The sequence below is a fragment of the Nocardioides marinquilinus genome (genome assembly GCF_039543705.1).
GTDB lineage: Bacteria > Actinomycetota > Actinomycetes > Propionibacteriales > Nocardioidaceae > Nocardioides > Nocardioides marinquilinus.
This window is the reverse complement of the sequence record NZ_BAABKG010000007.1, coordinates 39945-54329: the sequence shown is the minus strand read 5'-3', so window position 1 is coordinate 54329 and position 14385 is coordinate 39945. Positions and strand designations below refer to the sequence as shown.

At 73.4% G+C, this 14385-nt stretch carries 13 protein-coding genes and 1 pseudogene; 12 read left to right on the top strand and 2 right to left on the bottom strand.

Annotation, left to right across the window (positions count from 1 at the left end; all coding sequences use genetic code 11):
* Window positions 1–46: 46 nt before the first annotated feature.
* Window positions 47–403 (bottom strand): annotated as a pseudogene (locus tag ABEA04_RS23045) (DUF6228 family protein); the annotation flags it as partial.
* A 48-nt stretch (window positions 404–451) separates the two neighbouring features.
* Between ABEA04_RS23045 and ABEA04_RS21445 the strand changes: the two are divergent.
* The 12 genes from ABEA04_RS21445 (at window position 452) to ABEA04_RS21390 (ending at window position 13621) form a co-directional block, all read left to right on the top strand.
* On the top strand, window positions 452–796 hold the full coding sequence (locus ABEA04_RS21445; protein ID WP_345463838.1) for a hypothetical protein: 345 nt from the start codon (window positions 452–454) through the stop codon (window positions 794–796).
* 78 nt (window positions 797–874) lie between these two features.
* On the top strand, window positions 875–2233 hold the full coding sequence (locus tag ABEA04_RS21440; protein WP_345463835.1) for an FAD-binding oxidoreductase: 1359 nt from the start codon (window positions 875–877) through the stop codon (window positions 2231–2233).
* A 7-nt stretch (window positions 2234–2240) separates the two neighbouring features.
* The gene (locus ABEA04_RS21435) at window positions 2241–3521 is read left to right on the top strand and encodes a class I SAM-dependent methyltransferase (protein ID WP_345463832.1); all 1281 of its coding nucleotides are present in this window, start codon (window positions 2241–2243) and stop codon (window positions 3519–3521) included.
* A 77-nt stretch (window positions 3522–3598) separates the two neighbouring features.
* The gene (gene pafA / locus ABEA04_RS21430) at window positions 3599–4960 is read left to right on the top strand and encodes a Pup--protein ligase (RefSeq protein WP_345463829.1); all 1362 of its coding nucleotides are present in this window, start codon (window positions 3599–3601) and stop codon (window positions 4958–4960) included.
* A 130-nt stretch (window positions 4961–5090) separates the two neighbouring features.
* A complete protein-coding gene (locus ABEA04_RS21425) occupies window positions 5091–6107 on the top strand; it encodes an FKBP-type peptidyl-prolyl cis-trans isomerase (RefSeq protein WP_345463826.1) in 1017 nt (338 codons plus the stop codon).
* A 67-nt stretch (window positions 6108–6174) separates the two neighbouring features.
* A complete protein-coding gene (locus ABEA04_RS21420) occupies window positions 6175–7149 on the top strand; it encodes a helix-turn-helix transcriptional regulator (protein WP_345463824.1) in 975 nt (324 codons plus the stop codon).
* Window positions 7146–8180, top strand: coding sequence for a helix-turn-helix transcriptional regulator (locus ABEA04_RS21415; RefSeq protein WP_345463821.1), 1035 nt, complete (start codon window positions 7146–7148; stop codon window positions 8178–8180). Before ABEA04_RS21420 ends, ABEA04_RS21415 begins: the two co-directional genes overlap by 4 nt.
* Before the next feature lie 75 nt (window positions 8181–8255).
* A complete protein-coding gene (gene tatA, locus ABEA04_RS21410; protein WP_345463818.1) occupies window positions 8256–8561 on the top strand; it encodes a twin-arginine translocase TatA/TatE family subunit in 306 nt (101 codons plus the stop codon).
* A 30-nt stretch (window positions 8562–8591) separates the two neighbouring features.
* Complete coding sequence (tatC, locus tag ABEA04_RS21405) at window positions 8592–9434, top strand: twin-arginine translocase subunit TatC (RefSeq protein ID WP_345463815.1); 843 nt, start codon at window positions 8592–8594, stop codon at window positions 9432–9434.
* A gap of 7 nt (window positions 9435–9441) precedes the next feature.
* Complete coding sequence (locus ABEA04_RS21400; protein WP_345463812.1) at window positions 9442–9849, top strand: hypothetical protein; 408 nt, start codon at window positions 9442–9444, stop codon at window positions 9847–9849.
* Between the two features lie 56 nt (window positions 9850–9905).
* Window positions 9906–10802 (top strand): diacylglycerol/lipid kinase family protein, encoded by an 897-nt coding sequence (locus ABEA04_RS21395; protein WP_345463809.1) that lies wholly within the window; start codon window positions 9906–9908, stop codon window positions 10800–10802.
* Window positions 10799–13621: a DEAD/DEAH box helicase gene (locus tag ABEA04_RS21390; protein ID WP_345463806.1), complete on the top strand. Its 2823-nt coding sequence runs from the start codon at window positions 10799–10801 to the stop codon at window positions 13619–13621. Before ABEA04_RS21395 ends, ABEA04_RS21390 begins: the two co-directional genes overlap by 4 nt.
* A 69-nt stretch (window positions 13622–13690) precedes the next feature.
* Here ABEA04_RS21390 and ABEA04_RS21385 read toward each other — a convergent pair whose 3' ends face one another.
* Complete coding sequence (locus ABEA04_RS21385) at window positions 13691–14380, bottom strand: SDR family oxidoreductase (RefSeq protein ID WP_345463803.1); 690 nt, start codon at window positions 14378–14380, stop codon at window positions 13691–13693.
* Window positions 14381–14385 lie beyond the last annotated feature (5 nt).

Below are 14385 nucleotides of genomic sequence, written 5' to 3'. Positions count from 1 at the left end.
CCCTCCAGCACCGCCCGCAGCTCGGCGGCGAAGCGCGGCAGCTCTCGCCCGGGTCGACGTCGACGTCGGCCCACGCCGTCCAGCCGTCGTCGCCCCAGCCGGGTCCGCCCACGCGCATCGTCACCCGCAGCCACAGCCGCCGGAACTCGTGCCGTGCCTCCAGCACCAGCTCGCCCTCGACCGACTCCCAGCGCCGCACGCCCGGGAAGCCCCGCCAGTCGGCGGCCACCCCGTCGACGTAGCCGACCAGGTCGGTGAACCCCTGCGCCAGGAAGGCCGGCACCACCACGCTGGCGGCGAGCGCGTCGCGCCGCAGGTCGGCCTGCAGCCGCGCGTCGCGGGTCCCGGCCTCGGCTGCCAGGCGCAGCGCGGCCGAGCCGGTGCCGACCTGCGCGAACGTCACCGTCCCATGATCCCCGACGCGACCGGGCGGATCCGGTTGAATGCCGCCGTGAGCAGTGGGTGGAGGTGCGTCGAGGGGCACGACGTCGCGATCGGCGACCGCACCTGCCCCGAGTGCGGGGGCGACGTCGTGTGGGAGGCCGGCCCGGGCGCGGCCGGCGCGACGCCGGACCGGCCCACCGCGCCGGGGGAGCAGCAGACCGCCTGGGGCTGGATCCTCGTCGGCTTCGTCGTCGCCGTGGTCGGCTGGGCCGTCGTGGCCGCCGCCGCGGACGACGGCGACCGCGACGTGCTGGTCTTCGGCGGCTACGTGGTCGCCGCGCTGGGCTCGGTCGTCACCGCGATCGGCGTCGTGGCCGAGGGCGTGCGGATCGGCCGCAACCTCAGCCGCTGACCACCCGGCGGCGACGCCCGGGCGACCACCCTGCGACCCGGACGGCGAGCACCCGACGAGCGGGGTAAGTTGCGAGGAATGACGACCCGGGCCGAGCACGAGCAGGCGGTCGAGCGGCTGGTGGCCTCCTACGCCGCCATCCCACCCGGAGCGCCCGTGCGGCTGGCCAAGCCCACCACCAACCTGTTCCGGGTGCGTGCCGCCACCACCGCGCCCGGCCTCGACGTCTCCGGTCTCACCGGCGTCCTCGAGGTCGACGCCGGGGCCCGCACCGCCGACGTGCAGGGCATGTGCACCTACGAGACCCTCGTCGACGCCACGCTCGCCCACGGCCTCGTCCCCCTGGTGGTGCCGCAGCTGCGCACCATCACGCTCGGGGGAGCGGTCACCGGGCTCGGCATCGAGTCGACCAGCTTCCGCAACGGCCTGCCGCACGAGTCGGTGCTCGAGATGGACGTGCTCACCGGCGCCGGCGAGGTCGTCACCGTGCGCCCCGGCGACGAGCTGTTCGACGCCTTCCCGAACTCCTACGGCTCGCTCGGCTACGCCACCCGGCTGCGCATCGAGCTCGAGCCGATCGCGCCGTACGTGGCGCTGCGGCACGTGCGCTTCGACGACGCCGACCTGCTCGCCAAGACGATCGAGTCGATCGTCGAGAGCGGCGAGCACGAGGGCGAGCGGGTCGACGGCCTCGACGGCGTCGCGTTCACGCCCGACGAGCTCTACCTCACCCTCGCGCGCTGGAGCGACGAGCCCGGGCCCGGCGGCGCGACGTCCGACTACGCGGGCCAGCAGGTCTTCTTCCGCTCGCTGCAGGAGCGCGAGACCGACGTGCTCACCTCCTACGACTACCTGTGGCGCTGGGACACCGATTGGTTCTGGTGCTCGGGCGCCTTCGGTGCGCAGAACCCCCGCCTGCGCCGGCTCTGGCCGCGCTCGCTGCGCCGCTCCGACGTCTACATGAGGCTCCTGGGCCTCGACCGGCGCTTCGACGTCGCCGACCGGCTCGACCGGCGCGCGGGACGCCCGATGCGCGAGCGGGTCGTGCAGGACATCGAGGTGCCGGTCGGCCGGCTCGCGGAGTTCCTGACCTGGTTCGACCGCGAGGTCGGGATGCGGCCGGTGTGGTTGTGCCCGCTCGTCGCGCGGCGGCCGTGGCCGGCCTACCCCCTCGAGGCGGGTGAGCCCTACGTCAACGTCGGCTTCTGGGGCACCGTGCACGTCGGCCCCGACGCCCCCGACGCCCCGCGCAACCGCGCGATCGAGGCGATGGTCCACGAGCTCGACGGTCACAAGTCCCTCTACTCCGAGGCGTTCTACGACCGCGAGGCCTTCGACGCGCTCTACGGCGGCGCCCACCTCGCGGCGGTGAAGGCGACCTACGACCCCGACGACCGCCTGACCAGCCTCTACGACAAGACCGTCCGCAGGAAGTGATGCACCGATGAGCACCCCCAAGCCCGACTTCAAGATCGCCGACGTCATCGCCGACCTGACCCGGGGCGGCATGCCCCTGCGGTTCGAGGCGTACGACGGCAGCGCCGCCGGCCCCGAGGACGCCGACATCCGGCTCGAGCTGGTCAACCAGCGCGGCCTGCAGTACCTCGTCACCGCGCCCGGCGACCTCGGCCTGGCCCGCGCCTACGTGGCCGGCGACCTCGTCGTCCACGGCGAGCACCCGGGCAACCCCTACGGGGTGATGGCGAAGCTGAAGGACCACACCAAGTTCCGGGCGCCGACGCCGTCCGAGCTGGTGACCATCGTGCGCGGCCTCGGCCTGTCGAACCTCAAGCCGCCGCCCCCGCCGCCGCAGGAGCACCTGCCCCGCTGGCGGCGTCTCGTGGAGGGCGTGCGGCACTCGCTGACCCGCGACGCCGAGGTGATCAGCCACCACTACGACGTCTCGAACGCCTTCTACCGCCACGTGCTGGGCCCCTCGATGGCCTACACCTGCGCCGTCTTCCCGCACGCGGACGCCACGCTCGAGGAGGCGCAGGCCGAGAAGTTCGACCTCGTCGCCCGCAAGCTCGACCTCAAGCCCGGCCAGCGGCTGCTCGACGTCGGCTGCGGCTGGGGCGGGATGGTCATGCACGCGGCCCGCGAGTACGGCGTCCGCGCCCTCGGCGTCACCCTCAGCCGGCAGCAGGCCGAGTGGGCCAAGGGGGCCATCGACGCCGCCGGGCTCGGCGACCTCGCCGAGGTGCGCCACCTCGACTATCGCGAGGTGCTCGAGAGCGACTTCGACGCGGTCAGCTCGATCGGCCTGACGGAGCACATCGGCATCCGCAACTACCCGGCCTACTTCGGCTTCCTGCGCGACCGGCTCAAGCCCGAGGGCCGGCTGCTCAACCACTGCATCACCCGCCACGACAACCGGCCCGCCGCCACCGGCGCCTTCATCGACCGCTACGTCTTCCCCGACGGCGAGCTCACCGGCAGCGGCCGCATCATCACCGAGGCGCAGGACGCCGGCCTCGAGGTCATGCACTCGGAGAACCTGCGGCTGCACTACGCGATGACGCTGCGCGACTGGAACCGCAACCTGGTCGAGAACTGGGACGCCTGCGTCGAGGAGGTCGGCCTCGGCACCGCCCGCGTCTGGGGCCTCTACATGGCCGCCTGCCGGGTCGGGTTCGAGCGCAACGAGGTGCAGCTGCACCAGGTGCTCGCCGTCCGCACCGCGGACGACGGCTCCGACGGCTTCCCGCTGCGCCCCAGCTGGTAGCCACCCCGCGCCGACCGCCCGGCGCGGCAGGTGAGAACCACCCACGCGAGCACCCGGCCAGCCCGTAGGGTCGAGACGTGGACCGGCGCATCTTCGGCATCGAGAACGAGTACGGCGTCACGTGCACGTTCAAGGGGCAGCGACGGCTGAGCCCCGACGAGGTGGCCCGCTACCTGTTCCGCAAGGTCGTCAGCTGGGGCCGCAGCAGCAACGTGTTCCTGCGCAACGGCGCGCGGCTCTACCTCGACGTCGGCAGCCACCCCGAGTACGCCACGCCCGAGTGCGACGACGTCACCGAGCTCGTCACCCACGACAAGGCCGGCGAGCGGGTGCTCGAGGGCCTGCTGCTCGACGCCGAGCAGCGGCTGCACGACGAGGGCATCGCCGGCGAGATCTACCTGTTCAAGAACAACACCGACTCCGCCGGCAACTCCTACGGCTGCCACGAGAACTACCTCGTCGGCCGGGCGGGGGAGTTCAGCCGGCTCGCCGACGTCCTCATCCCGTTCCTGGTGACGCGGCAGATCGTCGTCGGCGCCGGCAAGGTCACCCAGACCCCCCGCGGCGCGAGCTACAGCGTCAGCCAGCGCGCCGAGCACATCTGGGAGGGCGTCAGCAGCGCCACCACCCGCAGCCGGCCGATCATCAACACCCGCGACGAGCCGCACGCCGACGCCGAGAAGTACCGCCGCCTGCACGTCATCGTCGGCGACTCGAACATGAGCGAGACGACCACGATGCTCAAGGTCGCCAGCTGCGACCTCGTGCTGCGGATGATCGAGGAGGGCGTGGTGATGCGCGACCTCACGATGGAGAACCCGATCCGCGCCATCCGCGAGATCAGCCACGACTTCACCGGACGCCGCAAGGTGCGGCTGGCCAACGGCCGCGAGGCCAGCGCGCTCGAGATCCAGAGCGAGTACCTCGCCAAGGCCCGCGACTTCGTCGACCGCCGCCAGATCGCCACCCCCGTCATCGAGCGCACCCTCGACCTGTGGGAGCGCGGCCTGAAGGCCGTGGAGTCCGACGACCTCGGGCTGGTCGACCGCGAGATCGACTGGGTCATCAAGTGGAAGCTCATCGACCGCTACCGCGCCAAGCACGGCCTGCCGCTGGGCCACCCGCGCATCGCCCAGCTCGACCTCGCCTACCACGACATCCACCGCAACCGCGGCCTGTACTACCTGCTCGAGAAGCGGGGTGCGGTCGCCCGGGTGACCTCCGACCTGCGGGTCTTCGAGGCCAAGTCGGTGCCGCCGCAGAGCACCCGCGCGCGGCTGCGCGGGGAGTTCATCCGCAAGGCGCAGGAGAAGCGGCGCGACTTCACCGTCGACTGGGTGCACCTGAAGCTGAACGACCAGGCGCAGCGCACCGTGCTCTGCAAGGACCCGTTCCGCTCCCACGACGAGCGGGTGCAGCGCCTCATCGACGGCATGTGAGGTCGCGGCGGGCCGCCGACGTCGTCCCGACGGGATGCCGGGCCGCCACCCCGGGCCTTGTAGGCTCACGGTCGCCTGCGCGCCGTCCGTCGCGCGCGACCCCGATCGACCTCGAACCGAAGGTGGACCTGTGCTCCGACCGCGTCGCGCCGCCGCGCTGACCGTGCCGCTCCTCGTGCTTTCCGGCCTGCTGGCCGGCTGCGGGGACGACTCGACCGCCGCCCCGGGCGACACCGGCATGCAGTTCGGCGACCGCCTCGAGGCCGTCTCCATCGAGGGCGAGGTCGGCGACGACCCCGAGCTCACCTGGAAGGAGCGGATGGAGGCCACCGACGTCGAGGCCGAGACGCTCGTCGAGGGCGAGGGCGAGCCGTTGGCGGACGGCGACACCGTCTTCGTGAACTTCCTGGTCGCCAACGGCTACACCGAGCAGACCGCCATCGACACCTTCGGTGAGGAGAAGCCGGCCATCCAGTACGAGGTCGGCGCCGCGCCCACCGAGCCGGCGTCCCTCGACGACCTGGTCCTCGCCCAGCTGCGCGACCAGATCAAGGCCGGCGTCACCCGCGGCTCGCGCATCGTCCTCACCGGCGACGCCACCGCCATGTTCGGCGACGCCGCCTTCGCGGCGCCGGTCGCCGAGGCCGGCATCGGCAACAAGGACGGCCTGCTGGTCGTGGCCGACGTCCTCGACACCGAGGTGCTGCCCGGCCCCGACCCCGACGCCCCGCGCGAGGACGAGCCGGCCTGGGCGCCCAGCATCGTCTTCGACAAGAACGGCAAGCCCACCTCCCTCGACTTCGACGGCGTGCCCGAGCCCGACGGCAAGACGCTGCGCTCGGCGGTCATCAAGAAGGGCAGCGGCCCCGAGGTCGAGAAGGGCGACCTGATCGTCGTCGACTACCTCGGCCAGACCTACGACGGCGACAAGCCGTTCGACGAGAGCTACACCAAGCAGGACCTGCCGACCCCCATCGGCCTCGGCGCCGTGGTGAGCGGCTGGGACAAGGAGCTCGTCGGCCAGACCGTCGGCAGCCGGGTCCTGCTCGAGATCCCGCCCAAGGAGGGCTACGGCGACCAGGCCTCGGGTGACATCCCGGCCGACTCCACGCTGTACTTCGTCGTCGACATCCTGGCCGCGGCCTGACGCTGGGCGGCATGCTGGGCGGCATGCTGGGTCGGACGCCGCGGCGCGGCAGGGGAGCGGAGGCACGGTGAGCGCGGCCAAGACCGAGCGGCTGATGAACCTGCTCATCATGCTGCTCGTGCAGCGCCGGCTCGTCGCGAAGCGGCGCATCCGCGAGATCCTCTACCCCGACGCCTCCGACGAGGCGTTCGAGCGGATGTTCGAGCGCGACAAGGAAGAGCTGCGCAGCCTCGGCGTCCCCGTCGAGCTCGGCCAGCTCGACGCCTACTTCGACGACGAGCCGGGCTACCGCATCCGGCCCGACGAGTTCGCGCTGCCGCCGGTCGACCTGACCCCCGACGAGGCCTCCGTCGTCGGCCTCGCCACCCGCGTGTGGGAGCACCAGCGCCTGGCCCGCGCCACCACCGAGGCGGTGCGCAAGCTCACCGCCGCCGGCGCCGAGATCGACCTCGACGCCCTCGACATCGCCCAGCCGCGGCTCGGCGCCGACGAGCCGTCCTTCGACGACTTCCTGGACGCCGTCCTCGAGCGCTCGGTCGTCGAGTTCGACTACGCCCGCAGCGGGCGGGGTGAGCCGACGCGGCGGCGCCTGCAGCCGTGGGGCGTCACCCGCTACGCCGGCCGCTGGTACGTCGTGGGCCACGACCTCGACCGCGACGCGGAGCGGGTCTTCCGCCTCTCGCGGGTGCAGGGCCGCGCCCGCAAGGTCGGCAAGCCGGGCGCCTACGAGATCCCGGCCGGGGTCGACGTGTCCGCCGTCGCGCACCGTCTGGCCCCCGCCGTCTCCACCGAGCCGGTCGTCGTCCTGGCCCGCTCCGGCGCCGCGCACCCGCTGCGCAGGGCGGCCGAGACCGTCGAGACCGGCGTCGAAGGCCCCGACGACCGCACCGGCTGGGACCGGCTCACCCTCACCCGCGCCTCCACCGGCGTGGTCGACGAGGTGCTCGGCTACGGCGACAGCGCGGTCGTCGAGGCGCCCGCCACGCTGCGCGAGCAGGTCGTGGCCCGGCTCGAGGCGCTGCTGGCGAGGGCCGGGACGTGAGCGCCCGCGAGGCCGCCGGCCACAACGCCCGCGAGCAGGTCGGCCGCCTGCTGACCCTCGTGCCCTACCTCTACTCGCGCGGCTCGGTGCGCCTCGACGACGCCGCCGCGGCGCTCGACGTGACGCCCGAGGTGCTGCTGCGCGACCTCAAGGTGCTCTTCATGTGCGGGCTGCCGGGCGGCTACCCCGACGAGCTGATCGACGTCGACATCGACGCGCTGCAGGGCGACGACGGCCGCGTGCGCAGCGAGGGCGTCGTCACCGTCTCCAACGCCGACTACCTGGCCCGGCCGATGCGCCTGACGCCGGTCGAGGCCACCGCGATGATCGTGGCCTTGCGCGCGCTGCGCGCCGGCGCCGCCCCCGAGACCGCCGAGATCGTCGACCGTGCCCTCGCCAAGCTCGAGTCGGCCGCCGCCGCGGGGCCCGTGCCCATCGGCGCCGCGCCCGAGACCGAGCCCACCGCCGACGCCGGCGCGCTCGCCGCCGAGACCGCCCTGGCCGACCTCGCCGCCCGCCTCGACGACGCCGCGGCCCGCGCCGTGCAGGTCGAGCTCGACTACTACGTGCCGGCCCGCGACGAGATGTCGCACCGGGTCGTCGACCCCCGCGGCGTCGTCCGGCGCGACGGCCACGCCTACCTCGACGCCTACTGCCACCTCGCCGAGGCCCCCCGGCTGTTCCGCCTCGACCGCGTCGCCGACGCCCGGGTGCTCGACACGCCGGTCACCACCGAGCCGGCCGCCCCCCGCGACCTCGCCGAGGGCCTGTTCGCGCAGGCGGACGACGTCACCACCGTCACCCTGCGCCTCGCCCCGGCAGCCCAGTGGGTCACCGAGTACTACCCCGTCGAGGCCGTGCGGCCCGTCCCGGGCGGCGACGTCGAGGTCGACCTGCAGGTGGCCGATGCCCGGTGGCTCACCAAGCTGCTCCTACGGTTGGCTCCGAATGCCTGGGTGACCGAGCCCGGGTCCCTGGCCACCGGCGCAGCGGACGCTGCCCGCGCCACTCTCGGGCTGTACCGCGGGTGACAGGCGGCCCACGGCCCTGGCACAGTCGCCGACGTAGGATGGATCCACGTCCCCCGTACTCAACGTGAGGAACCCATGACCCCGCTCATCGCCGGACTCGGCACGACCGAGCTGCTCATCATCTTCGGCGTCATCATCCTCCTCTTCGGCGCGGCCAAGCTGCCCGAGCTCGCCCGCGGCAGCGGTCGTGCGCTCCGCATCTTCAAGGCCGAGACCAAGGGCCTGATGGACGACGACGACGACGAGAAGACCCGCACCGACCAGGCCGAGCGCCCCGCGCCCGGCCCCGCGCGCGCCGTCCACCCCGAGATCGAGGCCGGTAGCCCCGAGGCGCCCCGCCCGGCCTCCGAGACCGAGCCCACCCGTCGCGACCCGGCCTGACGGCCGGACCCGCTCCCTCCACCCACACCCATGTCGATCAGCGGAGTCGTCGGCCTCCTCTCGACGCGCCCGCACCACGACGTCGGCGACGACGGCCGCATGGCCCTGTCCGACCACCTGCGCGAGCTGCGCGCCCGCATCATCCGGTGCGTGCTCGTGCTGGTGGTCGTGTTCGCCATCGCGCTGTTCTTCTACGACGAGCTGGCGCACCTGATCCGGATCCCCTACGACACCGCGGTCGAGCGCCTGCCCGACGACGTCAGCACCGAGATCGTCGTCAACGAGGTCACCGGGCCGCTGCTGCTGCAGCTGAAGCTCTGCGGTCTCGTGGCCGTCATCGTCAGCTCGCCCTACTGGCTCTACCAGCTGTGGGCCTTCATCATGCCCGGGCTGCACCCGAGCGAGAAGAAGTGGTCGCGGATCTTCGCCGCGATCGCCGGTCCGCTGTTCTTCGCGGGGGTCGCGACCTGCTACATCGTGCTCCCGAAGGCGATCGAGGTGCTGATCAACTTCACCCCGGCCGACTCCACGAACCTGGTCGACTTCGGCAAGTTCTTCTCGTTCACGACCCGCATGCTCCTGGTCTTCGGCATCGCGTTCGAGATCCCGCTGTTCGTGGTGATGCTCAACCTGGCCGGTGTCGTGTCGGGGCGCCAGCTCGGCAAGTACCGCACGTGGATCATCCTCGGCACCTTCATCTTCGCCGCCGTGGCGACGCCGTCGACCGACCCGTTCTCGATGATCATGCTCGCCCTGCCGATGCTGATGCTCTTCCTGATAGCCGAGGTGGTCGCGCGCTGGATCGACCGGGTCAAGGGACGCAACAAGGCCGGCACCGACCAGTGGGACGACGACGAGGTCTCCACGCTGTGACCTCCTGGTGAGCCCCACCCGGCTGCCCCCGCCCGACGACCTCGACCCGTTCGACCTGCCCGACGCCCTCGGCGTCGGCGAGGTCACCTGGGTCGCCGACGACGGCCTCACCGGCCACCACCTGCACGGCCGGCTGCTCACCGACGACGACGGCAGCCACGTCGAGGTCGCCTGCGACCTGCTGGCGGTCGACCAGGCCTACCCGGCGCCGGTCGCCGGCGACGCGCTGCGCGCCCGCGCCCACCAGGCCTGGCAGCACGGCGAGGTGCACCTGGTCGCCTACGACGGTCGCGCCACGCTGCTGGTGCCGGGCACCCGGTTCGGCGCCGAGGTGGTGCTCGACGCCGTCGGGCGGCTGGCCCGCGCGCTGGGGGCGCGGCCGTCGTCCTACGGCGTGCGGCTGCGACTCGGCTGAGCCCGTGCCGGGCCACCTGGCCGCCGCTCGCCCCACCGCCTCCTAGGCTGGACGACGTGCCTCCTCGCCGCGACGCGCGCCACATCGCGCTGCTCACCAACCCGGCGGCCGGCAAGGGCCGTGGCCGGGCCGCGCGTGACGTCGTCCTGCCGCGGCTCGAGGCCGCCGGGCACGCCGTCCGCTCGCTGGAGGGTCGCGACGCCGACCATGCCCTCGAGCTGGCCCGCGAGGCCGTGGCCGACGGCGTCGACGCGCTGGCGGTGGTGGGTGGCGACGGCATGGTCAACCTGGCGCTGCAGGCCGTGGCCACCTCGCGCGTGGCGCTCGGGCTGGTGCCCGCCGGCACCGGCAACGACGTCGGACGCCACCTCGGCCTCGACCGCCGCGACCCGCTCGCGGCCGCCGACCGCATGATCGCCTCGCTGGCCACCGGGCGCCGCGAGCGCATCGACCTCGCCCGCGTCGGCGAGCGCTACTACGCCACGGTGATGGCCGCGGGCTTCGACGCGGTCGTCAACGAGCGCGCCAACGCCATGCGCTGGCCGCGCGGGCAGATGCGCTACAACCTCGCCACGCTGGCCGAGCTGCGCACCTTCACCCCGCTCGACTACGTGCTCGAGCTGGACGGCGAGACCCGCCGCCTCGCCGCGATGCTGGTCGCGGTCGGCAACGGGCCGTCGTTCGGCGGTGGCCTGCGCATCGCCGAGGGCGCCCGCCTCGACGACGGCCTGCTCGACGTCGTGGTCATCAAGCCGGTCTCGAAGGTCGAGCTGGTGCGCACCTACCCGAAGCTGTTCCGCGGCACCCACGTCACCCACCCGCAGTACGAGCGGCACCGGGTCAGGCGGGTGACGGTCACCGGCCCCGACGTCGTGGGCTACGCCGACGGCGAGCGGTTCGGGCCGCTGCCGCTGACCGTGGAGTGCGTGCCCGGGGCGGTGGAGCTGCTGTGAGCGAGCAGCTCTCGGCGGCCGAGCGCTACGCGTCGTCCCGCCGTCACGCCGGGCACCCCGTCTTCCGCGACTTCGCCGCCCACTACGACTTCGAGCTCGACGACTTCCAGGTGCGCGCCTGCACCGAGATCGAGGACGGCCGGGGCGTGCTCGTCGCGGCGCCCACCGGCTCGGGCAAGACGCTGGTGGGCGAGTTCGCCGTGCACCTGGCCGTCACCACCGGCCGTAAGGCGTTCTACACCACGCCCATCAAGGCGCTGTCGAACCAGAAGTACCACGACCTCGTCGACCGCTACGGCCCCGACCAGGTCGGCCTGCTCACCGGCGACAACGTCGTCAACGGCGAGGCCCCGATCGTGGTGATGACCACCGAGGTGCTGCGCAACATGCTCTACGCGGGCTCGCGCACCCTCATCGGCCTCGGCTACGTGGTGATGGACGAGGTGCACTACCTCGCCGACCGCGCCCGCGGCGCGGTGTGGGAGGAGGTGATCATCCACCTGCCCGAGTCGGTCAGCGTCGTCTCGCTGTCGGCCACGGTCTCGAACGCCGAGGAGTTCGGCGAGTGGCTGGCCACCGTGCGCGGCGAGACCACCACGGTGGTCGAGGAGCGTCGTCCGGTGCCGCTCTACCAGCACGTCATGGTCGGACGCCGCCTGCTCGACCTGTTCGCCTCCTCCGACGTCGACGCCGCGGCCGGGTTCGTCAAGGAGGGCGCCCCGGTCAACGACGAGCTGATGCGGGTGGCCCGCGACGACTGGGCCAGCACCCGGCTGATGCGCGACCGCCGCTCGCCGCGCAAGGGCAAGCCGGGGTCCTCGAAGAACCCGCGCAACGTCGGCAACGGCCGGCGGGTGTGGATCCCGAGCCGCACCGACGTCATCGACCGGCTCGACCGCGACGGCCTGCTGCCGGCGATCGTGTTCGTCTTCAGCCGCGCCGGGTGCGACGCCGGGGTGCGGCAGTGCCTCGAGGCCAACCTGCGGCTCACGTCGTCCGAGGAGCGCGACGAGATCGTCGCCTACGTCGAGGGCGCGTGCCGCGACCTGCCCGACGAGGACCGGCACGTGCTGGGCTACCACGACTTCCTCGACGGCCTCTCGCGCGGCGTCGCGGCCCACCACGCCGGCATGCTGCCGGCGTTCAAGCAGGTGGTCGAGGCGCTCTACCTGCGCGGGCTGTGCCGGGTGGTCTTCGCCACCGAGACGCTGGCGCTCGGCATCAACATGCCGGCACGCACCGTGGTCATCGAGAAGCTCTCGAAGTGGAACGGCGAGAACCACGCCGACATCACGCCGGGGGAGTACACCCAGCTCACCGGCCGCGCCGGACGCCGCGGGCTCGACGTCGAGGGGCACGCCGTCGTGCTCTGGCAGCCGGGCACCAACCCGCGCGACGTCGCGGGCCTGGCCTCCACGCGCACCTATCCGCTGCGCTCGTCGTTCCGGCCGTCGTACAACATGGCGGTCAACCTCGTCGACCAGTTCGGCCGCACCAAGGCCCGCGAGCTGCTGGAGCAGTCGTTCGCGCAGTTCCAGGCCGACCGCGGCGTCGTCGGGCTGGCGCGCCAGCTGGCCAAGAGCGACGACGCCCTGGCCGGCTACGCCGAGGCGGCCAGCTGCGAGCTCGGCGACTTCATGGCCTACGCGGGTCTGCGGCAGCGCATCGGCGAGCTGGAGAAGTCGGCCAGCCGGGCGCGGCGCACCGACCGGCGCGACGAGGCCATCGCCTCGCTGAAGACGCTCAAGGTGGGCGACGTGATCATGGTGCCGGCCGGCAAGTTCGCCGGCTGGGCCGTCGTCGTCGACCCCGGCTGGTCGCCCGAGAGCCCGCGGCCCTCGGTCGTGACCGCGGCCCGGCAGGCGCGGCGGCTGGCGATGATGGACTTCCCGACGCCGGTGGCGGCCGCCACGCGGCTCAAGGTGCCCAAGAGCTTCGACGCCCGCAACCCGCAGCAGCGCCGCGACCTCGCGGCCCAGCTGAACGAGCGCACCCGCGACCTGCGGCCGCCGCCGACCGGTCCGGGGTCGGGTCTCGGCTCGGGCGGCTCGCCGGGCGGCGTCGACCCGGTCGCCGACGAGGTCGCCGACCTGCGCCGCCGGCTCAAGGCGCACCCGTGCCACGCCTGCCCCGACCGCGAGGACCACGCCCGGTGGGCCGAGCGCTGGTTCAAGCTCGACCGCGACGCCGCCACCCTGCGGCGTCGCATCGAGCAGCGCACCAACACCGTGGCGCGTCAGTTCGACCGTGTCTGCGAGGTGCTGACGGCGCTCGGCTACCTCGACCCGTCGGGCGACGGCTCGGTCACCGACCGCGGCCGCCCGCTGATGCAGCTCTACGGCGAGATGGACCTCGTCGCCGCCGAGGCGCTGCGCCTCGGCGTGTGGGACGACCTGACGGCGTCCGAGCTGGCCGCCGCGCTGTCGGCGCTGGTCTTCGAGACCCGCCGCGCCGACGAGAATCGGGTGCCGCGCATCCCGAAGGGCCGCATCGGCGACGCGCTGGAGGAGACCCGCCGGCTCTGGGCCGGGCTCGACACCCTCGAGCGCGAGCACCGGCTCGACTTCCTGCGCCCGCCCGACGCCGGCTTCGCCTGGCTGGCGTTCCGGTGGGCCGAGGGCGACGACCTCGACGACGTCCTGCGCGGCGCGGCGTCCGACCTCACCGCGGGCGACTTCGTGCGGGCCACCAAGCAGCTGCTCGACCTCGCCGGCCAGGTCGCCGACGCCGCCGGCGACCGCCCCCTGCGCCGCACCGCCCGCGAGATGGTCCGCCTCGTCAAGCGCGGCGTCGTCGCCTACTCCGGTCTGGCCGAGTAGGGCCCACGCCGGGTAGTCCCTGACGTTCGGGGGGTCCAGACCGCGTTTCGACCCCGCAAACGTCCGGGACTACCGCTGGACGGCGCTCGCGACGGCCTCGGCGACGGGGACGTCGCCGCCGACGAGGTCCCACTGGTGGCCGACGCTGGCGGGGGTGTCGAGGACGGCGGCCAGCACGGCGGCGACGTCGGCGCGGGTGACCTCGCCGCGCTGGATGTCGGTGTCGGAGGGGCCGAGGGCGACCCGGCCCGTGGCGGGGTCGTCGGTGAGGCCGCCGGGGCGCACGATCGTCCAGTCGAGGTCGCTCCCGCGCAGCGCGGCGTCGGCGTCGCGCTTGGCCTCGACGTAGGCGCGCCACACCTCGGACACCTCGGAGCCGTCGTCGCCGAGGGGCCGGTCGACGCCGATGGCCGAGACCTGCACGAACCGGCGGATGCCGGCCTGGCGGGCACCCTCGACCGACTTCAGCGACCCCTCGAGGTCGACGGTGCGCTTGCGCTCGATGTTGCCGTCGGGGCCGCCGCCGGCGGCGAAGACGACGGCGTCGCAGCCCTCGAACGCGGCGGCGAACGTGGCGGCGTCCGCGCCCTCGATGTCGAGCAGGCGCACCTCGGCACCCTGCGCCTCCAGCTCGTCGCGGTACTCGTCGCGCCGTACCAGCGCGACGGGCCGGTGCCCGCCCGCGACCAGCGCGTCGAGCAGGTGGCGGGCCACCTGACCGTGGCCTCCGACGACGGCGATCCTCTGCTTCTCGCTCATGGCGT

What these genes read in the sequence shown, in the direction of transcription:
- ABEA04_RS21440 (WP_345463835.1), top strand. Translation starts at nt 875, where the DNA reads ATGACGACCCGGGCCGAGCACGAGCAGGCGGTCGAGCGGCTGGTGGCC.
- ABEA04_RS21435 (WP_345463832.1), top strand. Translation starts at nt 2,241, where the DNA reads ATGAGCACCCCCAAGCCCGACTTCAAGATCGCCGACGTCATCGCCGAC.
- tatA (WP_345463818.1), top strand. Translation starts at nt 8,256, where the DNA reads ATGACCCCGCTCATCGCCGGACTCGGCACGACCGAGCTGCTCATCATC.
- tatC (WP_345463815.1), top strand. Translation starts at nt 8,592, where the DNA reads ATGTCGATCAGCGGAGTCGTCGGCCTCCTCTCGACGCGCCCGCACCAC.
- ABEA04_RS21385 (WP_345463803.1), bottom strand. Translation starts at nt 14,380, where the DNA reads ATGAGCGAGAAGCAGAGGATCGCCGTCGTCGGAGGCCACGGTCAGGTG.